Source organism: Paraburkholderia sediminicola (assembly GCF_046027355.1).
Taxonomy (GTDB): domain Bacteria; phylum Pseudomonadota; class Gammaproteobacteria; order Burkholderiales; family Burkholderiaceae; genus Paraburkholderia; species Paraburkholderia sediminicola_B.
In genome coordinates, this window is the sequence record NZ_JAQQEK010000013.1 from 169,895 (window position 1) to 191,408 (window position 21,514).

The following is a 21,514-nucleotide window of genomic DNA, read 5'->3' on the forward strand; positions in this document are numbered from 1 at the left end:
ACTGCCAGCGCCGGCCGCCATTGCGTCGGCCAGCGCATCCGAATGCATCAGAACAGGCGCAACAAGCCGTCCAGTCCGACATGGTTGAACGCCACGCTCGCCGCTTCGCGTACCACCGGCTTCGCACGGAACGCAACGGAGAGTCCGGCTTCGGCCATCATCTTCAGATCGTTGGAGCCATCGCCCATGGCGATTGCGCGGCTCGGTTCAATGCCCAATTGCGCGCATGTTTCGCGCAACGTGCGTGCTTTGACATCGGCATTGACGATCTCGCCGATTACCTTGCCGGTCAGTTTGCCGTCCACGATCTCAAGCGTGTTCGCGCGAGTGAAATCGAGGCCGAGACGAGCCTTCAGCTTCTCAGTGAAGAAGTTGAATCCGCCCGACACCAACAGCGTTTTCAATCCAGCCGCCTTCGCGCCAGCCAGCATCCGCTCGGCGCCTGGCGAGAGTTGCAGTCGCTCTTCGTACACACGCTCGAGCGCGCTCGCGTCGAGGCCTTCCAGCAGCGCCACGCGGCGCGTCAGGCTCTCGTTGAAGTCCTTGATTTCGCCGCGCATCGAGGCCTCGGTGATCGCGGCCACTTCAGCTTTCAGTCCGCAGAAGTCGGCGATCTCGTCGATACATTCGATCGTAATCAACGTCGAATCCATGTCCATTGCGACCAGCCCGAAGTCGCGCAACTGGCGGCCGGCTTCGACAAACGCGTAGTCCAATTGATGGGTGCCGCAATAGACGTCGAGGTCGGCTCGTTGGGCGACATGTGCGTCGGCAATGCGAATCGCGTTCGCGTCGATGACGCTGGCGTGCGAACCGCGCGCGAGCGCGACGAGCGCTTTGTGATGATCGGCGGAAAGGGGCGCGGAGCTTTGAATGACGAGGTTCATGGACGACGACGCGGTAACGCGGAAAAGGACGGACGCGCGGCGCGCGCGGAAAATCCCGCTATTGTAACGGTTCGCCGGTCCGCATCGCGTCTGGCGATCAGCGCCGAATGCTGCCCCGGGTGGCGCCGCGCATTGCGCCGTGCAATCCTGCGGCGCGCGGTTCATACTGGCGCATCGAACGACGCCCCGCAGCCACTGCGCGCACCGACCGTCGCAGCCGCCACCTCGCGGCGCGCAACATCTGGCACGCGAACGCACCGGCACCCATGACGAGGCGCACCACTACGGAGACAACGCATGCCCCAGGCGACCGCCAGCGACGCATCCACTCTTGCGCGCGACTTCGATCTGCGCCACCTCAATCCCGCTTTCCATGCCGATCCATATCCGGTCTATCACGCGTTGCGCGCTCACGAGCCGGTCAAGCGCATGCCGGACGGTTCACTGTTTCTGACGCGGTTTCGCGATGTGCAGGCGGTGTATCGCGACCCGAAAACATTCAGCTCCGACAAGACTGTCGAATTCAAGCCGAAATATGGCGACTCGCCGCTCTACGCGCATCACACCACGAGTCTCGTCTTCAACGACCCGCCGCGCCATACGCGCGTACGCAAGCTGATCGCCGGGGCGCTGACGGCGCGCGCCATCGCGGCCATGGAGCCGGGACTGGTGCGCCTCGTCGACGGCTTGCTCGATTCCGCCGCCGAACGCGGTCGGATCGATCTGATCGGCGAGTTCGCGTCGGCGATTCCGGTGGAGATCATCGGCAATCTGCTGGATGTGCCGCATGCGGAACGCGAGCCGTTGCGTGACTGGTCGCTCGCGATTCTCGGCGCGCTCGAGCCGTCGCTTACCGAGGCGCAGTTCGAACGGGGCAATCGCGCGGTGAACGAATTCGTCGACTATTTGCGCGATCTGGTCACACGACGCCGGCGCGAGCCGGGCGACCCGCAGCATGACGTGCTGACGCGTCTGATTCAGGGTGAAGAGGGCGGCGAGCAATTGTCGGAAGCTGAGCTGCTGCAGAACTGCATTTTCATTTTGAACGCCGGTCATGAGACGACCACCAATCTGATCGGCAACGGCCTCGTCACGCTGACGCAATGGCCCGAGCAGCGCGCGGCGCTGCTGCACGAGCCGTCGCTGATCGAATCGGCGGTGGAGGAATGTCTGCGGTTCGAGAGTTCGAATCAACTCGGCAACCGCATGGCGATCGTCGACACCGAGATCGGCGGCGTCGCGGTGGCGCGCGGCACGCCGGTCACGCTGTGCATCGGCGCGGCCAATCGCGACCCGGAACAGTTCGCTGATGCGGACCGCTTCGACATTCGCCGCGATCCGAACCGGCACCTTGCGTTCGGCTTCGGCATCCATCAGTGCGCCGGGTTGTCGCTCGCGCGACTCGAGGCGCGCATCGCGATTGGCCGCTTCGTCCAGCGCTTTCCGGCCTATCGCCTGCATGGCGAGCCGACGCGCGGCGGGCGCGTGCGGTTTCGCGGCTTCGCGGCGGTGCCGCTCGAACTCGAACCGGCGGGGCGTCGAACGGCGTAGCTTTTGCAGGCCTGACGCAAGACTTACAGCCTGCCCATGCAGCCGCCAGAGGGCGGCGCGCGCCGGCTGTGCCCGGCAAGCCGTGGCACGCTTGCTGCTTCACTTCAGGTCTTCGGCCTAGGGGAGCGCACGATGGCACACATGATCTGGAAAGGCGCAATCAGCTTCGGCCTCGTGCACGTGCCGGTGCAGTTGTATCCGGCGACGCAATCGGAGAAAGTCGGCTTCAATCTGCTGGATAAGCGCACGATCGATCCGATCGGCTACAAGCAGATCAACAAGCGCACCGGCAAGGAGGTGACGCGCGATAACATCGTGCGCGGCTTCGAGTACGAGAAGGACAAGTACGTCGTACTCTCGGACGACGAGATCCGCTCGGCGAACCCCGAGTCGACGCAGACGGTCGATATTCTCGCGTTCGTCGACGCCCCCGACATTTCGTTTCTCTATCTCGACACGCCTTATTTCCTCACGCCGGACCGCAAAGGCGAAAAGGTCTACGCGCTGCTGCGCGAAGCCATGAAGGCGTCGGGCAAGATCGGCGTGGCGAGCGTCGTGCTGCACAACAAGCAGCATCTGGCGGCGCTGATTCCGGTGGGTCCGGTGCTGGCCTTGAACACGCTGCGCTGGGCCGCGGAAGTACGCGATTTCGACGACTTCAAGCTGCCGGCCGACGGTGTGAAAGCCGCGGGCGTATCCGCGCGCGAGCTCGACATGGCGAAGAAGCTGATCGACGACATGAGCGACAAGTGGGATCCGTCGCAGTATCACGACACCTTCCACGACGACATCATGGCGCTGGTCGATCGCAAGATTCGCGCGGGCAAGACCGAGGAAATCACCGAAGTCGAAGCGCCGCACGAGTCGCGTCAATCCGCCGACATTCTCGATCTGTCCGATCTGCTCAAACGCAGCCTGGGTCGCGGCAAGAGCAAGCCGGCGGCGGGCGGCCGCAAGCGCGCCGCGGACGACGACGACGGCGATGAAGACGACGCCGAAGCCGATACTGAGGCGCCGGCCCGCAAGAAACCGCGCGCGACGCGCACGGCGAGTAAGACAACAACGCGCAGCAGCGGCACGGGTGGCCGTGCGGCTACCAAGACCACATCCGCGCCGGCCGCCCGTAAACGTCGTGCGGCGGCCTGACGCCGGCATCGCGCCTGAGCCACCTAAGAGGACGTCATCGCCATGAACGACAGACTCGACCTCTACAACCGCAAGCGCCGCTTCGACGAAACGCCCGAGCCGTCGGGCACGCGCGCGAGTCGCAAGCAAGGCGGCCGGAAAACGACCAGGCAGGCAGCCGAGGAGGCGCTCTCCTACGTGATTCAGGAGCACGACGCGCGGCGCTTGCACTACGACTTCCGGCTCGAACTGAACGGCACACTGCTGTCATGGGCGGTGCCGAAAGGGCCGAGCCTCGATCCGTCGGTGAAACGGCTAGCGGTGCATGTCGAAGACCATCCGGTCGAATACGGTTCGTTCGAAGGGGAAATCCCGCCGGGCAACTACGGGGCGGGCAGCGTAATCGTGTGGGATCGCGGCACCTGGGAACCGATTGGCGGCGCGGCGGAAGCGGCACGATCATACGCAGCCGGCAAGCTCAAATTCCGGCTGCATGGCGAAAAGCTGCAAGGCGGCTGGACGCTGGTGCGCAGCCATATGCGCGGCAGTGGCGACAAGGAGCAGTGGCTGCTGATCAAGGAACGCGACGACGAAGCGCGCGATGAGAGCGACTACGACATTCTGAAGAAGCGTCCGGGCAGCGTGCTCAGCGGCAGCGCCTCGGCGGGCAAAGGCGGCAAAACGACGAGGACCGCGGCAACCAGGGGCACAGGCAAAGCCGCCGCAGCCACGAAAGCCGGTGCTGCGGTCTCTGATACGACGCCCGTTGCAAAACGAACCGGCAAGAACGGCGCGAAAGCCGCTTCATCGACTCACACCGATCCCAGGCGACCCGACATCGTCGCGACGCGTAACGCGCAGTCGCTGCGCGAACTTGCCGCGTCGCCCTCGATCGAGGGCGCGGTGAAAGCCCGCTTGCCCGCGACCTTCAAACCGCAACTGGCGACGCTCGTCGACGCCGCGCCTCCCGGCGATGAATGGTCGTACGAAATCAAGTTCGACGGCTACCGTGTGCTGGCCCGAATCGATCAGGATGCCAAGGGAAGCGCCGTCAAAGTGTTCACCCGCGCCGGCAACGACTGGACCGCGAAGTTCAGCAAACAGGTCAAGGCGTTCGAACGACTCGGCATCGAAAGCGCATGGCTCGACGGCGAAGCCGTGGTGCTGGACCAGAACGGCGTGCCGAGTTTTCAGGGGCTGCAAAACGCCTTCGATGCGAACCGTCTGCAAGACATCATCGTCTACCTGTTCGACATACCGTTCCTGAACGGCTACGACTTGCGTGGCGTGCCGCTCGAACAGCGCCGCGCGATTTTGCGCGCCTTGATGGAAGAGGTCGACGACAGCGTGTTGCGCTTCTCGAACAATTTCGACTTCAGCGCGGAAGACCTGCTGAGGAGCGCGTGCGACATGGCGCTGGAAGGCATCATCGGCAAGCGGCGCGACAGTGGCTATATGTCGGGACGTTCGTCGACGTGGATCAAACTGAAATGCCGCCGACGCCAGGAGTTCGTGATCGGCGGCTATTCGGAACCGTCCGGCAGCCGCGCGGCGTTCGGCGCGCTGTTGCTCGGCGTCTACGACGGCAAAGGCAAATTGCAGTACGCGGGGCGCGTCGGCACCGGCTTCGACGCGGCGTTGCTGCGCTCGGTGAAGAAGGAACTCGATGCGCACGAGATCTCGCGCATGCCGTTCGCCGCCGCGCCGCGCGAGCGCAGCCGCACGCCGGTGCATTGGGTCGAACCGGTGCTCGTCGCCGAATGCAATTTCGCGGAATGGACGGGCGATGGCATCGTGCGTCAGGCGTCGTTCGTGAGTCTGCGCAACGACAAGCCGGCGCGCCAGATCGTCAAGGAAACACCTCGCCAGGGAGCCGACGTGCAACAGCAAACCGATTCCATGTCTGACGACGCGCCGAAGAAACGCGCGGCGCGTAAAACTTCCGCTAGCACTGCGGCCGCATCCGGCGCGGGGAAAACTCGCGCGGCAAGTTCGAAGGCCGAGGCGAAAACGGCGGACGCAAAAGACGTTAGCACCAAGACGGCTGCGAAAAAAACCGCGGCCACCAAAGCCAAGGCAACCAAAGGCACGGCGGCAAAATCGAACGCCGCGTCGACTCCGGCCGAAGTCGCCGGCGTGCGCATTTCCCATCCCGATCGCGTCATCGACAAAAGCAGCGGCGCGCGCAAGATCGATCTCGTGCAGTACTACGAGTCGGTTGCCGACTGGATGCTGCCGCATCTGACAGACCGCCCGGTGTCGCTGGTGCGTGCGCCGGAGGACATCGGCGGCGAGCTGTTTTTCCAGAAGCACAGCCAGAAGCTGTCGATTCCGAACGTCACGCAGCATCCGGGCCTCGATCCGGGCCATCCGGCGCTGATCACCGTCGATACGCTCAAGGCGCTGGTCGGCGCCGCGCAGATGGGCACCGTCGAATTTCACACGTGGAATGCCGTCGTGTCGAATATCGAAAAACCGGACCGCGTGGTGTTCGACCTCGACCCCGACGCGTCACTGGGTTGGGAACGCATGATCGAAGCGGCGCAACTGACGCGTTCGCTGCTCGAGGAACTCGGCCTCAAGTCGTTCTGCAAGACGAGCGGCGGCAAGGGCTTTCACGTGGTCGTGCCGCTCGCGAAACAGGCCGGCTGGGACGAGGTGAAGGACTTCTCGCAAGCCGTCGCGCAGCACATGGCGGCGACGCTGCCCAAGTACTTCAGCGCGAAGATGGGCGCGCAGAACCGCAAGCAGAAAATCTTCGTCGACTACCTGCGCAACAACCGCGGTTCCAGCACGGTCGCCGCTTTCTCGGCGCGCGCGCGTCCGGGCCTGGGCGTATCGGTGCCGCTTTCCTGGGACGAAGTCGCCACCACCACGGGGGGCGATCAATGGACCATCGAGAATTTGCACGAGCGCCTCGCCGACCTTAAAAGCGACCCGTGGGCGGATTATGCGAAGACGCGTCAGCGCATCACCGCGGCCATGAAAAAACGTCTGGATGACGCGCAGTAAGCTTCAACGGACCGATTCAGAACGACAAGGAGCAACACCATGAAGACCTCACCGCAATCGTCCGACGGCGACAAGCAAGCAGACCCGTACGGAAAAAAGCAGCCCAAATCGATGCAGGAGGCCGCCGCGCCGCTGCCGCATGAAGCCGATCAGGATCCGGAATCGCAGCACGAGGACGGTCCGCGTCCTGTCGGCAAGCAGGCGCATCGCGACCTCGAACGCGGGCTGAAAGATACCGACCGCCGCGGCGCTGACGAGTATCAACAAAAGACACAGAACGACGCGCACACCGACGTCAATTCCGATGGCAAAGGAACCGTCGGCGCACGCGGCAAGCACTGACTATTATCGATTCGTGTCCGTCGCCGGCGCATCTATCTCAAGCCGGTTCTCTATCCCAGTAAGGCGGATCGCCGAAATGCGCCGCGAGGAATTCGATCAAGGCGAGCGTCTTCGGCGGCACGAACGAGCGGCTCGGATATACCGCCCAGATTGACACGCTCTCCGCGAGCGGATAGCTGTCCAGCACGCTGACCAGTTCGCCGCTGCGCAGATAGGGCGCGACGTCCCAGGTCGATTTGAGCGCGATGCCGAAACCGGCCAGCAGGGCGTCGCGGATCACTTCGCCGTTGTCGGTGACGAGGCGTCCGCTCACGCGCACCTCGAGCGGTCCGGCGGGCGTCACGAAGGCCCAGTCGCGCTGGTCCGACAGAATCATGCACTCGTGCTCCGCGAGGTCCGAAGGGTGATGCGGCGTACCGCGCGCGGCAAGATAGGCGGGCGCCGCGCACAGCACCCGCCGATTCACCGCGAGGCGCCGCGCCACCAGCGACGAATCCTTCAGCACGCCGACGCGGATCGCCACGTCGATACCCGCATCGACGAGATCGACCAACTGATCGGTCAGTCGCAAATCGACGCTCACGCCGGGATAACGGCGCAGAAATTCGCTGATTACCGGCGACACGTGCTGCCGCCCGAACGACGACGGCATCGAGACCCGCAAGCGGCCCTGCGGCTCGGCCTGCGCCCGGCCAACCGAGGCGCGGGCGGCGGCGGCCGCGTCGAGCAGGGCTTCGGCGCGCGTCATGAAGACTTCGCCGTCCTGCGTGAGGCTGATGCGACGGGTGGTTCGGTGCAGCAGACGCGCGCCGAGCAGCTTTTCCAGTTGCGCGATGCGGGAACTGGCCACCGCCGCCGACAAGCCGAATTCGCGCCCGGCCGCCGACACGTTGGCCAGCAGCGCGGCGCGCACGAACAGGGCGACGTCGAGCAGATCGAGCCGCTCCCGCTCGCCGGGCGAAGTCCGTGTGGGCGAAACAGGAAGGTCCATTCGTCTGAAATTCAAAAAGATGTTTCAGCCATTATGACGGTTTTAAGAGAATAAGAACCGCCTTAGGATGACGCCAATGGAATCGACGACGCGCAAACGGCACGACAGGCCGCCCGCAGAAATCGCGATCCTCAAACTTCATCTGAACCAACAGGAGCATGTATGAAAGCCGTCGGTCTCTATCGCTATTTGCCGATCGATCAAGCCGAAGCCTTGGTCGATGTCGAAATCCCGAAGCCGGAAGCCACCGGCCGTGATCTGCTGGTCAAGGTCGAGGCGATTTCCGTCAATCCGGTCGACACCAAAGTGCGCGCGCCGAAAGACACGGTCGAAAAGACGCCGCGCGTCCTCGGCTGGGACGCCGCCGGCACGGTGGTCGCCGTCGGACCGGACGTGACGCTGTTCAAGGTCGGCGATCCGGTGTTCTATGCGGGCAGCATCACGCGGCCGGGCGCCAACAGCGAGTTCCACCTGGTCGATGAGCGGATCGCCGGGCGCAAGCCGGTGTCGCTCGATTTCACCCACGCGGCCGCGCTGCCGCTGACCGCGATCACCGCCTGGGAAGCCTTGTTCGACCGTCTCGGCGTGTCGCCGCAAGGCGCGGACGAAGGCCGCACCGTGCTGATCATCGGCGGCGCGGGCGGGGTTGGTTCGATCGGCATTCAACTGGCGAAGCAACTCGCGAAGCTGAAGGTGATCGCCACCGCGTCGCGGCCCGAATCGGCCAAATGGGCCACGGAACTGGGCGCGGATCACATCGTCGATCACTTCGGCGACCTGCCCGCGCAACTGAAAAAGCTCGGTATCGACCAGGTCGATTACGTGCTGATGTTCAACGACACCGACAAGAACTTTCCGGCCGCGGCCGAGGTGATCAAGCCGCAAGGCAGCATCTGCACGATCGTGGAAAACAGCAAGCCGGTGCCGGTCGAACTGTTGAAGGCGAAGAGCGCCGCGTTTCATTGGGAGTTCATGTTCACGCGCTCAATGTTCGGCACGCCGGACATGATCGAGCAGCACAAGCTGTTGACCGAAGTAGCGCGTCTCGTCGATGCGGGCACGCTGTGCACGACCGTCGGCCAGAACCTCGGCGCCATCAACGCCGCGAATCTGCGCCGCGCGCATCAACTGCTCGAAGAAGGGCGCGCGATCGGCAAGCTGGTGCTGACGGGCTTCGAGGCGTAAGCCGCGTTTCGCCTGAACCGGGCCTGAACGAACATGGCCGGCGTCGCAGTAATGCGCGCCGGCCATGTTCATTTGATGCGCATCACACTGCGCGATCGGGCGCCCTCGCGCGTCGATTTGTAGCAGTACGGCGCGACGGGCGCCTTCGTGCGCCTGAGCCGCCACACGCGCAGAAAACGCGTCGCCGCAAGCGGGTTAACACCCGATTAGCAGGCAGCGCGCGCAGCGCCGCTTGGCGTTAGACTGGCAGGGCATCATGCTAAAACAGTTGCGTGTCTCGCGGCCCGGCGTCATCCAGTCAGGCGGTGCGTGAGCAGTAGCGCTGAAGCGGGCGCGCAGCGGCACAACAACGAGGTGACAGTATGAGCTTCAGACTCTCCGCCGTTTCAGTTGTCGCTTCTCTCGCATGCGCGCTCGCGCATGGCATGCTCGTGCCGGTGGCTCACGCCGCCACGCCGATCACGGTCACATCCCAGTCCGCCCTCGACGGCCCGATCCGCTACACGGTGCGCGTCACGTCGAAACAGTTCGGCAATTCGCAGGAAACCCGCACGATCCGCTCCGGCGAATCGGACGACTTCACGTGGAAGACCGTGCCGCCGGGCGGCCCGGTTCCCGCGACGGATGCGTGCCCGAACTACGCGTCGCTGCCGACCGACACCAACGGTGCGATGATCCGGCAGACGCAGATCCGCTTCGCGCCGGTGGTCGGCGGCGACGGAACGGCGACCGTGCAATTGAGCTTCCAGGCGCAGACGCCGAAGGGCGTGAAAACCGTGACGAGCGGCGGCAAAACGCTCAAGTGTCCGAACGACGTGAGCGTCAGTCAGATTGTGCGATTCACGATGCCGGTCAATGGCAGCACGAAAACGCTCACGCTCAGCGACGGCACGGAAGTCGCGATTAGCGCGAAGCGTTGAGTCCGGCGCGTGATGGGGGCACAGCGGCGGGTCTGAGCGCGGCTCAGCGCCGCGCCGCGACACGCTCCACCAGCCGTGCCGACAGAAACCGATGCTCCGCCGAAAAGAGCCGCCGGTACGTGAGCAGCACCGCGCCCACCGTCCCCAAGGCCGACGACGCGGCGATCAGGAACATGATCACGATCTGATAGCGCACGGCCTGCAAGGGCGACTGCCCGGCCAGCACCTGGCCGGTCATCATGCCGGGCAGGCTCACCACGCCGACCACGGCCATCTGATTGAGCGTCGGCATCATGCCCGCGCGCACGGCCTGGCGCGCCGGCGCCTGCGCCGCTTCCCAGCGCGTCGCGCCGAGCGCGAGCGCCATGTCGACGCGGTCGCGCCGCGCGGTCAATTCCTCGGTCATCCGTTCGATGCCGAGCGACACGCCGGTCAGCGTATTGCCGAGAATCATGCCGAGAATCGGAATCGCATACTGCGGCTCGTACCACGGGTGAATGCGGATCACGACGAACAGCCCGACCGCCGCCACCAGCCACGAACTGACCCAGATCGACAGCACGCTGTCCGCGCGTTGTCCGCGATACGTGCGGTTGCCGCGCTGCGCGCCCGCGAAGCCGGCGATCAGCGTCATCACGATCATCAGCGGCAGCACCACGTACCAGCGGTCGTAACGGAACACCCAGCCGAGCACGTAGCCGATCGCCAGCAACTGCACGACGGTGCGCACGGCGGCCCACGCGAGCTTGCGCTCGAGATCGAGCTTGAGCGCCACCGAGACGACACCGTTCACGACGATCAGCAGCGCGGCAATCGCGACATCCCATAGACTCAGGTTTTGCAGTGTCATTGGCCGAACTCCTGATGATCCTGATGCGCGGGCGGTGTCGCGCGCTGCGCGGTTTCGTCGAGCACGCCGGCGCGCATGGTCAGATGCCGCGCGCTCATGCGCGTGGCTTGCGCCGGATCGTGGGATACCCAGATCGACGCATGACGGCCGGGATCGGCGTCGAACCATGCGTGCACCAGACCTTCGATCGCATGCGACGACTCCGGGTCGAGCGAGGCGGTGGGCTCGTCGAGCAACAGAACCTCGGGCGCGAGTTGCAGCACGCGAATCAGCGCGGCGATCTGCGCCTCGCCGCCGGACAGTTCGCTTGCGCGCTTGTCGAGAAAGTCGTCGCCGCGGCCGGCCTGAGCGGCGAGGTTCGCCGCGCGCGCGCGATCGAAACGCACGTCGCGGTACGTGTGCAACTCGAACGGGTAGCGCAGATTGTCTTCGACGCTGCCATCGAGCAGCGCGGGCCGCTGCCGGATATACGCGACGTTGCGCCGGTAGCGCGGAATGGCGGCGCGTTCCACCGGCGCGCCATGCCACATGATGCGTCCCGCATCAAGCGGATCGAGCAGCGCAAGGGCGCGCAGGAACACGCTCTTGCCCGAGCCGGACGGCCCGGTGATCGCGACGCGGTCGCCCGCGTGCAACGCGAAGCTGGTCGGCTGCAGTAGCGTCTGGCCGCGCACGGCATCGCGCCGGGCGATGCCGTCGGCGAGGACGAAGGGAACATCGGTCATGAGTGAATTTGTAATGGGGGATGCGTAAGGTCGAAGCTCGCTGCGACGTGTGTGTGCAACATGCGTGCAACATGATAAAGCGACAGCGGCATGGCGCTTGCCGACTAAGGATCGGGCACGCAACGTGCTGAACGGTGCTCAACGTAGAAAAAATAGCGGAGCGTCTCAATGGCAGTGTCGAGCACGATCGGAAGGCGGATCGGAAAAATCATCGCATGGCTGCTGGCGATCATCGTCATTCTGATTGTCGCGCTGACCATTTTCATGCTGACCTTCGACTGGAACCGGGCAAGACCCTATATCAACGACAAGGTCACGCAAGCCATCGGCAGGCCATTCGCCATCAATGGCGATCTGAAGGTCGGCTGGCGGCATCCGGTCGGCGAGACCGGCTGGCGAGGCTGGGTGCCGTGGCCGCGTTTCTCGGCGGCCAATATCACGGTGGGCAATCCGGACTGGACGAAACAGCCGCAGTTCGCCACGCTCGACGAGATCGACTTCCAGGTCAAGGTGCTGCCGCTGCTCGCGCACGATATCGTGATTCCCACGATCAACCTCGTGAATCCTTCAGTTGACCTCGAGCGCGTGCTCGACGGGCGCAACAACTGGACTTTCAAACTGGCGTCGTCGAGCGGGCCTTCCGAATGGAAGCTCGATCTGCACGATATCGCCTTTGCCAAGGGCAACATTGCGCTGTCCGATCAGCAGAAGAAGGTCGATCTGCAGATGGCGATCGACACGCTCGGCCAACCGATTCCGATCGGCGAAGCGATGAAGCAGCAGGAAGCGGCGTCGCGCAGTTCGTCGGCGCAAACAATCGGCAAGTCAGGCGCGAACAAGCTGACGCAGCAGGCGAATGCGCAGGCGGCGTCAGAGGCAGCGGCGGCGTCCGCGGCGGCTGCGTCCGGTGCGTCGTCGACGGATATCACTGCGTCGGGGACGACGGCCGCCACGGGCGCCTCGGGCGGGTTGGTGGCGGGCGGTTCGAAGGGCGCTAGCGAGGCCGTCGCCGCGGGCGCTAGCGGCGCGGTCGTGACGTCCGCGCCGGCATCGGCTTCGGGCGCAAGCGGGGCGCAAGCGCAGGCCGGCGCGAAGCAGGACATTCCGCCGTACGCCATCGGCTGGACCGTCAAAGGGACTTACAACAAGACGCCGGTGTCGGGCAGCGGTAAGGTCGGCGGCGTGCTGGCGTTGCAGGACGCGAACCGCCCGTTCCCGGTGCAGGCCGATGTGAAGGCGGGCGATCTGCATGTCGGCCTCGTCGGCACGATCACCGATCCGGCGCATCTTGCGGCGGTCGATCTGCGCCTCTGGCTGCAAGGCAACAGCATGGCGCGTCTCTATTCGCTGACGGGTGTGACCTTGCCCGACACGCCACCGTATGCGACCGAAGGACGGCTCGTCGGCCAGTTCAAGTCCACCGGCAACGTGTTCAAGTATGAAAATTTTACAGGCCGGGTCGGCGGCAGCGATATCAATGGCTCGTTGACGTACACGGCGCGTGAACCGCGTCCGCTGTTGCAGGGCGAACTGGTTTCGCATCTGCTGCAGTTCTCCGATCTGGCGCCGGTGATCGGCGCGGATTCGAACGCGAGCAAAGCCAAGCGCGGTGATGCGACGGCGCAGCCGTCCAACAAGGCGCTGCCGGTCGAGGAATTCCGCACCGACCGCTGGAAGGCCATCGACGCCGACGTGAAGTTCACCGGCCGTCGCATCGTCAAGGACGTGAATCTGCCGATCACGGATGTGTACACGCACGTCGTGATGACCGACGGCGTGCTCTCACTGGAGCCGCTGAAGTTCGGCGTGGCCGGTGGCACGCTCGCTTCGGACATTCATCTGGACGGCAGCGCGACGCCGCTCAAGGGCCGCTTCGCGACGTCGGCACGGCATCTGAAGCTCAAGCAGTTGTTCCCGAACTTCAAGACGATGCAGAACGCGCTCGGTGAAATTAACGGCGACGCCGCGCTGACCGCGACGGGCAATTCGCCGGCGGCGCTCGCGGCATCATCGAACGGCGAGGTGAAGGCGCTGGTGACGGACGGCACGGTGAGCCGTCTGCTGATGGAAGCGGCCGGCTTGAACGTGGCGAACGTCGTGTATGAAAAGCTGTTCGGCAATCGCGACGTGAAGATCAACTGCGCGGCCGCCGATTTCGTCGCGACCAACGGCGTGCTCGAATCGCGCGTGTTCGCGCTCGATACGGACGACGCCGTGATCGATATCGACGGCAACGTGAACTTGCGCGACGAGTCGATGGATCTCGGCGTGCATCCGCATACCAAGGGCTTCCGGGTGTTCTCGCTGCGCTCGCCGCTCTATGTGAAAGGCACCTTCAAGGATCCGCACGTGGGCGTGAACGCGGCCGCGCTGGCGTTGCGCGGCGGCGCGGCGGTCGGCCTCGGTTTGATCAATCCGTTCGCGGCGCTGATTCCGTTGCTCGCGCCGAGCAACAACAAGCCGTTGCCGTGCACGCAGTTGCTGGCCCAGGTCCGGCAGGCGCCGACGGCACCGCCGCCGGGCACGAAGCAGCAGCCCAAGTCCGCCATTTCTCTGGATGGCGCGCCGGTCAACAAGTCTTCCGGCGGCGCTTCGTCGCCGGCGACGACGGATAGAAAGAAGCCGGCGGTGACGTCGCCTGCCAGCGCGGCTGAATACAAGGGGAGTTGATCATGCCTTTCATCCTGCCTGCGGACTGGCTGAGCTGGAGCTTCGGCGGCGGCCTGTCCTTGATTCTCTTGTGGATCATCAGCGTGCCGCCTGGGCGCGGAGACATCGATCAAGTCACGATGAAAGGAGACAGGCGAGCGCTGCGCACGCGCGCAGGCAGATCACCTGAGATGACAAGTCGAATCAAGGAAAGGTGATGACGCAACGCCGCCTGACGAACTTTGCGAACAGACGGTGTTGCGAGTGTGAAGGCCTACCGTAAAGCCAAGGGTCTACCTGAGCGAACGCGGCGCGGCGTCTCCAGCAGCATCCTGCCGACGCACCCCGCGACGGGCGCCGCCGATGCGCGTCGCGCCGAATTCCGTCAGGATCTTGCCGCGAGCGCGGCTGGCAAACACCAGAAAGCCGAAACCGTCCGCCTCGTACCAGTAGCCGCCGTTCTCGAGACCGTCGAGCGGTTGCTCCAGCGCGTTGGTAATCGATTCGATGCAGCGGCGCCGTAACTCCGCGGGTGCCGGATAGGGCGGCTGTGCTCCACGCACACTGCACAGGAGCACATCGAGCCCTGGCAGCACATGGGCATAAAGGACAGGCTCGTCTTGCGCGCGAGCGCGTGCAATCTTGGTATCGAGCTGACCGAACGGCTTGAAATGCCGTAGTACCGCGAGGAACGACTCATCGCCGTCCACCTTCGCGCGTCTACGCTTTTTCGGGAAGGACATAAAAATTCGCCTGAAAAAGAATTGCAAGAAACGCAGCGTCCTCATGCGACCACTCCCGGCTTCGCGCGCCGCACGTCGATCTTTTATAGCATACGACAAGGCCGGATTCACGGTGATTCGACGATTACGCCGCCCCACCGCCTCCCGCACGAATCATGCCGAACCGCCTCGCCGCGCGCTTTCGCTTCCCAGCACATCTGTCTCCATCATAGACGCACGAGGCGCTGAAAAATCATCTCATACCAATAAAAAAGTCATTTTTGTGTGGACGAGCGCATCTTGCCGCTACGTTGAAATATCTCGAATTCACGTCGATAATGGCCCGTCCGGCTGCACTGCGCCGAGCTCGCCGATCCGGCACCGCAAAGTCCCGCCAGCGCGGCGCGACGTGGCCGCTCACGCGAACCGCCGCGGCTTGAGTGACCGCTTGAGTGACCCATTGCGACCCTTCGGGCGAACATGAAACTATTCACCAAGGGTCTGCTGCTGATTGCAGTGCCGAGCGTGGTCGAGCTGGCGCTTCTCGGCGTCGTCTTCGATACCCAGGAGCAGACAGCGCAGGCCGCGCAGTGGGTCACCAACAGCAAGCAGATCCTCTATCAGTCGTCGGCCATCGTCGATCCGCTGCTGCGTCAGGCGGCGCGGGTTCGCACGGGTATGGTCATCGGCGATGCGTCGCTGATCGACCGCCATACGGTGTGGGTCGATCTGGGCGACCGACTATCGAATCTCGAGGTGCTGGTCGCCGGTACGCCGCAGCAGGTCGAGCGTGTGCACAAGATGCAGCGGGCGATCGACGCGTATCGCGCGCAGACTGTCGTGATCTCGCAGGCGCTGCACGCAGGGCACCGCCCGAATTCGTTTGCCGCGCTGGAGACCGGCGCGTTGCCGCAGCAGATCGCAGTGTTTCGCGACGAGCTCGCCGCATTCGGCGACGAGGCGTCGCGGCTCGACGCCGAACGCTCGGCCGCGCTCGCGCGGCGGCGTGACCGCCAGCAGTACGCGCTGATCGGCGCCGTGCTGGGCTCGATGTTGATCTGGGCGGCCACCGCGGCGGTCTTTGCGCGCAGCATCGGCCGGCGTCTGGAAGTGTTGACCGACAACGCCGAGCGTTTGGGCAGCGGCCGCACGCTCGCACCGCCGCTGTCGGGTAAGGACGAAATTGCCGCGCTCGACACCGTGCTGCACCAGACGGGCGCGCGCCTGCGTGAGGCGGAAGCCGAGCAGGCCATGCTGAAAACGCGGCTCGAAGCGCGCGCGCGGGAATTGGCGGGCGTCAACGAGGAACTGCGTCAGGAGACGCAAGATAATGAAATGTTCATCTACAGCGTGTCGCACGATCTGCGCTCGCCGTTGGTGAATCTGCAAGGTTTCTCCAAGGAATTGCAGGTCTCGTGCGACGAGTTGGACAGCGTCGTCGAGGCGGCAAAGTTGCCGGAGGCCGAGCATCGGCGCATGGCGCATATTCTCGGCGGCGAAGTGCGCGAGTCCTTGCAATATTTGCGTACCGCCGTGACGCGGGCCGCGGCGATCATCGACGCGCTGCTGCGCATCTCGCGCGCCGGCCGGCTCGAGTACCAGTGGCAGCGGGTGAGCGTCGGTCGCGTGGTGGGACGAGTGGTCGACGCGTTGCAGGGCGCGATCGGGCAGCATGCGGCCGTGGTGACCGTGCGCGACTTGCCGCCGGCATGGGGCGACCCTGGCGCGATCGAGCAGATTTTCAGCAATCTGATCGGCAATGCATTGAATTATCTCGACCCGGCGCGCAACGGGCGTATTGAAGTCGGCGCGCTGGAACCCGAACCGGTCGAGGCAGGAGAGGCGGGCGAGCCGCGCGCGGTGCGCATGCGCACCTATTATGTGCGCGACAATGGCCTCGGCATTCCGGCCGCGTATATGTCGAAAGTGTTCCGGGCGTTTCAGCGCCTGCACGGCGACGTTGCGAATGGCGACGGCATCGGCCTCGCGGTGGTGCGTCGCACGGTGGAGCGGCATGGGGGCCGCGTGTGGGTCGAGTCGGCGGAAGGCGCGGGCTCGACGTTCTTCGTGGTGTTGCCGGAACAGCCCGCGCGGCTTTGAATGAGAGCGGGCAGACGCGGCAGCGGCGCGGATCATCACAAGCGGCAGGCATCAACCAATCGTTCAGCACGGAGAGCATATGAGTCACGGGGAAACGGTCAGCATCGTACTGATCGAAGATGACGACGGCCACGCCACGCTCGTCGAGCGCAATCTGCGCCGTGCCGGCATTTCGAACGGGTTCGTGCGCTTTCGCGACGGCCAGCAGGCACTCGATTATTTCTTCGGCCCAGCGCCGTCACCGGCCGACGCCGCCGCGAGTTCCACGGCCGATCCCGCTGACAGCGCCATACCCGCGCGCGAAGATTTGATGAATTTCGTCGTGCTGCTCGATCTGAAAATGCCGCGGGTGGACGGCTTCGAAGTCTTGCGCCGTCTGAAAGAATCGCCGCAGACCGCCGCCGTGCCGGTGATCGTCCTGACCACGACCGACGACCCGCGTGAAATCGCGCGCTGCTACGAACTCGGCTGCAACGTCTACATCACCAAGCCGGTCGAGTACGATGCGTTCATCGAAGCCGTGCGCCGCCTCGGGTTTTTCCTGCAGGTGGTCAAGCTGCCCTCCGGGCATCGTCTCGCGGCGCCGTGATGGAAGGTTCGCATGAAGCCGGCCGAAAGCCGCTCGTGACAAGATAGACCACTTGAAGACCCTAGCCAGAGAAGACTCCGCATGACCGAAGAAGTGTCCACGCAGCCCGCCGCCTACGTGTTGGTCGTCGATGACGACGAAGGCATCCTGCGGCTCGCGCGCAAGTCGCTCGAGCGCGCCGGCTGCCGGGTCGCGATCTGCGCCGGTGTCGAAGCGGCCCGTGAGCGGCTCGCGGGCGGCGGTCCCGACTTGCTGGTGCTCGACTATCAACTGAGCGGGCCCGAGACCGGCCTGGACTTCTTTCGCCGTTTGCGCATGGAAGGCGTGCGGATTCCCGCCATCCTCGTGACCGGATTTACCGACGAATCGCGTGTCATTGAAGCGCTGCGCGCGGGTGTGTCCGACGTGGTGCCGAAATCCGGCGATTACCTCGATTACCTTCCCGAAGCCGTCGAGCGGGTGCTCTCGCAAGTGCGCCTGCAGCGCGCGTCGGACGAAGCCTTGCTGCTGCGCGATCGCGAGCAGCATTACCGCACCTTGTCGGAGGCGTTGCCGCATCTCGTCATGACCTGCAATGCCGCGGGTGACTGCGATTTTCTGTCGAAGCAGTGGTACGACTACACGGGCCTCGCTGAAAGCTGTTCGTACGGTCTTGCCTGGCTCGACGCCGTGCATCCGGACGATCGCGAAGAGATTCGCCGTAGCTGGCTGAAGGCGGTGGCGGGCAATGCCGGCGACTACCGGCACGAGTTGCGGATCTGTCGCCACGACGGCGAATACCGCTGGTTCGACTTGCGCGTGGTGGCGATGCGCGACGCCGAAGGCAACGTCAGCAAATGGTTCGGCAGTTGCACGGACATTCATGCGCAGCGCGAGGCGATCGAGGAGCGAGAACGGCTGCTGGCGTCGGAGCAGGCCGCCCGCCAGATCGCCGAAGAGGCCAATCGCGCCAAAGACCGCTTTCTGGCCATGCTGTCGCACGAATTGCGCACGCCGCTCACGCCGGTGCTGGCCGGCGCCAGCGTGCTGGAGATGATCCCGGATCTGCCCGATCAGGCGCGCGCGAGCGTGCACATGATCCGCCGTAACGTTGAACTCGAAGCGCGGCTGATCGACGATCTGCTCGATCTCACGCGCGTGGCGAACGGCAAGCTGCGGCTGTCGCTGGAAACCGTCGACGTGAACGACGTGATAGACAGCGTGCTCGAACTGTTTCGCAGCGAGATTCAGGTCAAGCAGCAGGACGTGCATGTCCATAAGGACGCTCAGCACCATTACGTGCTGGCCGATCGCGCGCGGCTGCAGCAAATGCTGTGGAACCTGATTCGCAATGCCGCCAAGTTCACGCCGGACGGCGGCCATATTTATGTGCGCACCCGCGACGAACGCATGCACGTGCAGATATCGGTCGAAGATACGGGGATCGGCATCGAGCCGGACCAGATCGGCAAACTGTTCAACGCGTTCGAGCAGGGCAATCAGAACATGACGCGGCAGTTCGGCGGGCTGGGTCTTGGACTCGCGATCACGAAAGCATTGACCGACGTGCACGGCGGCACGGTGACCGCGCAGAGCCCCGGCGCGCACTGCGGCGCGACCTTCACGATCACCTTGCCGACGGCCGCGGCGCCGGAGGCGGCTTCGCCGGTCGCGGTGCCGGACGAAGTGCATTCGGCCGGCCTGCTGAACATCCTGCTGATCGAAGACCATGTGGACACCGCCGAAGTCATGGAGCAGCTGATTCGCAGCCTCGGCCATGAGGTCACGACCGTGGGCCGGGTCGACGACGCGTTGGCCGCGACTCAATTGCAGACCTTCGATCTGATCGTCAGCGATGTAGGTTTGCCCGACGGCACCGGCCTCGACTTCATCAAGGCGTTCCGCGAGCACTCGGACGCGCCCGCGGTCGCGTTGACCGGCTTCGGCACCGACGAAGACGTGCGTCGCTGCCTGAGCGCCGGCTTCACTTCGCATCTGACCAAGCCGGTCAACTTCGGCCAGCTCGAGACGATGATCGAAGGCGCCATCAGTCAGAAGGAGCAGAAGGACGTTTGAGCGCGTATGCCGCCGGCATCGATGCACCGTAAGGAAAAAGGCCTGTTGCGAGGGAATCGCAACAGGCCTTTTGCTTGTGGCTGGTTCCGGCTGAGACGCCGGCCTGCTTAACGCGGTGAGTTCTTCAACGAATCGCGGATTTCACGCAGCAGCAGAACGTCTTCCGGTGTCGGCGGCGGTTCTGCCGGCGCGGCTTCAGCCGGCTTGCGCAGATTGTTGATGAACTTGACCATCAGGAAAATGATGAACGCGAGAATCACGAAGTTGATCAGCACGGTGATGAACGAGCCATAACCGAATACGGCGACGCCCGCCGTTTGCAAGTCTTTATACGACTCGGGGCTGCCCTTGAAGCTAGGCGGAATTGCACCAAGGCGAACGAACTTATTGGAGAAATCGAGGCCGCCGGTGGCAAGCCCGACAACCGGCATGATCAGGTCTTTAACAATTGAATTGACGATGGTGGAGAACGCGCCGCCGATAATCACACCGACCGCGAGATCCATCACGTTGCCCTTGAGGGCAAATTCCTTGAATTCCTTGACCATGCTCATAGAGGTTCCTCCCAGAAGTCGATATTCGAATGATACCAACCTGAGAAGGATAGGCTAGCTTTTTGGCCAGGAACGCGAGGATTGTTTCTGATAACGAGCGCCCCCAACCTGGCGCTCCGCGCCAGGCCCCCGAGGGGGCCAAGAAAACTTGCGGCGACCCGGCGTTTTCTTGAGAGGAAACTATGACTCGCCATGCCGCGCGCGTTCAATATGCGCTGCAAATGTGACCGGGTCGGTATTGGTGCCGCACAGCAGAACGCCCACGCGTTTGCCTTGCAACTGTTCGCGCAGCGGGCCGAGCAAGCCGGCGGTAGCCGCCGCGCAGGCCGGTTCGACCGCGAGCTTCAGTTGTCCGAACAAGGTCAGCATGGCCGCTCGCAACTGGTCGTCGGATACCGTGACGAGCTGATCGATATGACGGCGGCACAATTCGTAGCTGTATTCCTCGGTATGCGGCGACATGAGCGAGTCGGCAATACCGTGCATGTGGCCCATCTTGACCGTGTGATTGGCGGCGAAACTCTTGCCCATGACGTCCGCGCCTTCGGGTTCCACGCCATATACATGCACGTTCGGATTCGCGAGCCGCATGGCGGTCGCGACACCCGCCGCGAGGCCGCCGCCGCCGATCGGCACGATCACCGCTTCGAGATCCGGCGTTTGCGTGGCCCATTCGTAGCCGAGCGTGGCCGAACCCAGCACCGTCCGATAGCCGTTGAACGGATGCACGAAATAGCGGCCTTCTTCGGCCTCGATACGGCGCACCAGTTCGAATGCCTCGGCAATGTCTTGCGCGAACACGATCTCGGCGCGGTATTGCCGGCACAGCGCCACGCGCGCCGGATTGGCCGCGTGAAACAGCACGACCTTGGCGCTGATGCCCAGGCGCATGGCCGCGTACGCGACCGCCACCGCATGATTGCCGCCCGACACGCAGGTGACGCCCGCGCTGCGTTGCGCTTCGTCGAGTGCGAGCAGATTGGTGAACGCGCCGCGCGCCTTGAAGCTGCCACCCGCCTGCAGTAGCTCGAACTTGAAGTTCACCACCGTGCCTTCCAGCGACGGAAAGTCCGCCCTGTCGAACACCGGCGTTCGAGTCACCCACGGCGTCAACGCAAAGTGCTGTGCGGCGATGTCGTCGAGCGAGGGGATCGGCTCGCCGTCAATCGTATGGTCGGTGTGTTGCGGCGTGGCGGTGGACATGGCGTGGGCGTGCTTGGGTCGGTATGGGTAAGACTCTTTCTACGTGCGTCAGTT

Annotated in this window: 18 protein-coding genes; 11 read left to right on the forward strand and 7 right to left on the reverse strand. The window is 64.2% G+C overall.

Annotated features, from left to right (window positions below):
• Positions 1-47: 47 nt before the first annotated feature.
• Positions 48-887 (reverse strand): phosphoserine phosphatase SerB, encoded by an 840-nt coding sequence (gene serB, locus PQR42_RS23025; protein WP_408206316.1) that lies wholly within the window; start codon positions 885-887, stop codon positions 48-50.
• 297 nt (positions 888-1,184) lie between these two features.
• Here serB and PQR42_RS23030 point away from each other — a divergent pair, with 297 nt between their 5' ends.
• The 4 genes from PQR42_RS23030 to PQR42_RS23045 all read left to right on the forward strand — a co-directional run bounded on the left by PQR42_RS23030 (position 1,185) and on the right by PQR42_RS23045 (position 6,917).
• Positions 1,185-2,438 (forward strand): cytochrome P450, encoded by a 1,254-nt coding sequence (locus tag PQR42_RS23030; RefSeq protein WP_408387473.1) that lies wholly within the window; start codon positions 1,185-1,187, stop codon positions 2,436-2,438.
• Positions 2,439-2,570: 132 nt separating this feature from the next.
• Positions 2,571-3,584, forward strand: coding sequence for a non-homologous end joining protein Ku (ku, locus tag PQR42_RS23035; RefSeq protein ID WP_408387472.1), 1,014 nt, complete (start codon positions 2,571-2,573; stop codon positions 3,582-3,584).
• A 42-nt stretch (positions 3,585-3,626) separates the two neighbouring features.
• Positions 3,627-6,575: a DNA ligase D gene (ligD, locus tag PQR42_RS23040; RefSeq protein ID WP_408387471.1), complete on the forward strand. Its 2,949-nt coding sequence runs from the start codon at positions 3,627-3,629 to the stop codon at positions 6,573-6,575.
• 39 nt (positions 6,576-6,614) lie between these two features.
• Positions 6,615-6,917 (forward strand): hypothetical protein, encoded by a 303-nt coding sequence (locus PQR42_RS23045; protein ID WP_408387470.1) that lies wholly within the window; start codon positions 6,615-6,617, stop codon positions 6,915-6,917.
• 37 nt (positions 6,918-6,954) lie between these two features.
• On the opposite strand, the gene PQR42_RS23050 is transcribed toward PQR42_RS23045, so the two are convergent.
• A complete protein-coding gene (locus tag PQR42_RS23050) occupies positions 6,955-7,908 on the reverse strand; it encodes a LysR family transcriptional regulator (RefSeq protein WP_408387469.1) in 954 nt (317 codons plus the stop codon).
• 162 nt (positions 7,909-8,070) lie between these two features.
• Between PQR42_RS23050 and PQR42_RS23055 the strand changes: the two genes are divergently transcribed.
• Positions 8,071-9,093, forward strand: coding sequence for a zinc-binding alcohol dehydrogenase family protein (locus tag PQR42_RS23055; protein WP_408387468.1), 1,023 nt, complete (start codon positions 8,071-8,073; stop codon positions 9,091-9,093).
• A gap of 362 nt (positions 9,094-9,455) precedes the next feature.
• A complete protein-coding gene (locus PQR42_RS23060; RefSeq protein WP_408387467.1) occupies positions 9,456-10,013 on the forward strand; it encodes a DUF6013 family protein in 558 nt (185 codons plus the stop codon).
• A 43-nt stretch (positions 10,014-10,056) separates the two neighbouring features.
• On the opposite strand, the gene PQR42_RS23065 is transcribed toward PQR42_RS23060, so the two are convergent.
• Complete coding sequence (locus PQR42_RS23065) at positions 10,057-10,863, reverse strand: ABC transporter permease (RefSeq protein WP_408387466.1); 807 nt, start codon at positions 10,861-10,863, stop codon at positions 10,057-10,059.
• Complete coding sequence (locus tag PQR42_RS23070; RefSeq protein WP_408206334.1) at positions 10,860-11,588, reverse strand: ABC transporter ATP-binding protein; 729 nt, start codon at positions 11,586-11,588, stop codon at positions 10,860-10,862. The genes PQR42_RS23065 and PQR42_RS23070 overlap by 4 nt, the downstream gene beginning before the upstream one ends.
• Before the next feature lie 168 nt (positions 11,589-11,756).
• On the opposite strand from PQR42_RS23070, the gene PQR42_RS23075 reads away from it, so the two are divergent.
• Together PQR42_RS23075 and PQR42_RS23080 are read left to right on the forward strand one after the other, a co-directional pair.
• Positions 11,757-14,258, forward strand: coding sequence for an AsmA family protein (locus PQR42_RS23075; RefSeq protein ID WP_408387465.1), 2,502 nt, complete (start codon positions 11,757-11,759; stop codon positions 14,256-14,258).
• Between the two features lie 2 nt (positions 14,259-14,260).
• Complete coding sequence (locus tag PQR42_RS23080; protein ID WP_408387464.1) at positions 14,261-14,455, forward strand: hypothetical protein; 195 nt, start codon at positions 14,261-14,263, stop codon at positions 14,453-14,455.
• A 75-nt stretch (positions 14,456-14,530) separates the two neighbouring features.
• Here PQR42_RS23080 and PQR42_RS23085 read toward each other — a convergent pair whose 3' ends face one another.
• Positions 14,531-15,025, reverse strand: coding sequence for a hypothetical protein (locus PQR42_RS23085; RefSeq protein ID WP_091794435.1), 495 nt, complete (start codon positions 15,023-15,025; stop codon positions 14,531-14,533).
• A gap of 414 nt (positions 15,026-15,439) precedes the next feature.
• Between PQR42_RS23085 and PQR42_RS23090 the strand changes: the two genes are divergently transcribed.
• The 3 genes from PQR42_RS23090 to PQR42_RS23100 all read left to right on the forward strand — a co-directional run bounded on the left by PQR42_RS23090 (position 15,440) and on the right by PQR42_RS23100 (position 19,703).
• Positions 15,440-17,059 (forward strand): sensor histidine kinase, encoded by a 1,620-nt coding sequence (locus PQR42_RS23090; RefSeq protein ID WP_408387463.1) that lies wholly within the window; start codon positions 15,440-15,442, stop codon positions 17,057-17,059.
• 79 nt (positions 17,060-17,138) lie between these two features.
• Positions 17,139-17,648, forward strand: a complete 510-nt coding sequence (locus PQR42_RS23095) for a response regulator (RefSeq protein ID WP_408387462.1) — start codon at positions 17,139-17,141, stop codon at positions 17,646-17,648.
• Positions 17,649-17,729: 81 nt separating this feature from the next.
• Positions 17,730-19,703, forward strand: coding sequence for a hybrid sensor histidine kinase/response regulator (locus PQR42_RS23100; RefSeq protein WP_408387461.1), 1,974 nt, complete (start codon positions 17,730-17,732; stop codon positions 19,701-19,703).
• Positions 19,704-19,810: 107 nt separating this feature from the next.
• Here the strand turns inward: PQR42_RS23100 and mscL are convergent, their stop codons facing one another.
• The gene (mscL, locus tag PQR42_RS23105; protein ID WP_095419493.1) at positions 19,811-20,257 is read right to left on the reverse strand and encodes a large conductance mechanosensitive channel protein MscL; all 447 of its coding nucleotides are present in this window, start codon (positions 20,255-20,257) and stop codon (positions 19,811-19,813) included.
• Between the two features lie 180 nt (positions 20,258-20,437).
• Positions 20,438-21,460, reverse strand: coding sequence for a threonine/serine dehydratase family protein (locus PQR42_RS23110; protein ID WP_408493792.1), 1,023 nt, complete (start codon positions 21,458-21,460; stop codon positions 20,438-20,440).
• Positions 21,461-21,514 lie beyond the last annotated feature (54 nt).

Coding starts and splice junctions, on each gene's coding strand:
- PQR42_RS23050 (WP_408387469.1), bottom strand. CDS start 7,908: ATGGACCTTCCTGTTTCGCCCACACGGACTTCGCCCGGCGAGCGGGAG.
- PQR42_RS23110 (WP_408493792.1), bottom strand. CDS start 21,460: ATGTCCACCGCCACGCCGCAACACACCGACCATACGATTGACGGCGAG.
- PQR42_RS23100 (WP_408387461.1), top strand. CDS start 17,730: ATGACCGAAGAAGTGTCCACGCAGCCCGCCGCCTACGTGTTGGTCGTC.
- PQR42_RS23055 (WP_408387468.1), top strand. CDS start 8,071: ATGAAAGCCGTCGGTCTCTATCGCTATTTGCCGATCGATCAAGCCGAA.
- PQR42_RS23075 (WP_408387465.1), top strand. CDS start 11,757: ATGGCAGTGTCGAGCACGATCGGAAGGCGGATCGGAAAAATCATCGCA.
- PQR42_RS23095 (WP_408387462.1), top strand. CDS start 17,139: ATGAGTCACGGGGAAACGGTCAGCATCGTACTGATCGAAGATGACGAC.
- PQR42_RS23065 (WP_408387466.1), bottom strand. CDS start 10,863: ATGACACTGCAAAACCTGAGTCTATGGGATGTCGCGATTGCCGCGCTG.
- PQR42_RS23080 (WP_408387464.1), top strand. CDS start 14,261: ATGCCTTTCATCCTGCCTGCGGACTGGCTGAGCTGGAGCTTCGGCGGC.
- PQR42_RS23070 (WP_408206334.1), bottom strand. CDS start 11,588: ATGACCGATGTTCCCTTCGTCCTCGCCGACGGCATCGCCCGGCGCGAT.
- ligD (WP_408387471.1), top strand. CDS start 3,627: ATGAACGACAGACTCGACCTCTACAACCGCAAGCGCCGCTTCGACGAA.
- PQR42_RS23090 (WP_408387463.1), top strand. CDS start 15,440: ATGAAACTATTCACCAAGGGTCTGCTGCTGATTGCAGTGCCGAGCGTG.
- PQR42_RS23030 (WP_408387473.1), top strand. CDS start 1,185: ATGCCCCAGGCGACCGCCAGCGACGCATCCACTCTTGCGCGCGACTTC.
- serB (WP_408206316.1), bottom strand. CDS start 887: ATGAACCTCGTCATTCAAAGCTCCGCGCCCCTTTCCGCCGATCATCAC.
- PQR42_RS23045 (WP_408387470.1), top strand. CDS start 6,615: ATGAAGACCTCACCGCAATCGTCCGACGGCGACAAGCAAGCAGACCCG.
- ku (WP_408387472.1), top strand. CDS start 2,571: ATGGCACACATGATCTGGAAAGGCGCAATCAGCTTCGGCCTCGTGCAC.
- PQR42_RS23085 (WP_091794435.1), bottom strand. CDS start 15,025: ATGAGGACGCTGCGTTTCTTGCAATTCTTTTTCAGGCGAATTTTTATG.
- mscL (WP_095419493.1), bottom strand. CDS start 20,257: ATGAGCATGGTCAAGGAATTCAAGGAATTTGCCCTCAAGGGCAACGTG.
- PQR42_RS23060 (WP_408387467.1), top strand. CDS start 9,456: ATGAGCTTCAGACTCTCCGCCGTTTCAGTTGTCGCTTCTCTCGCATGC.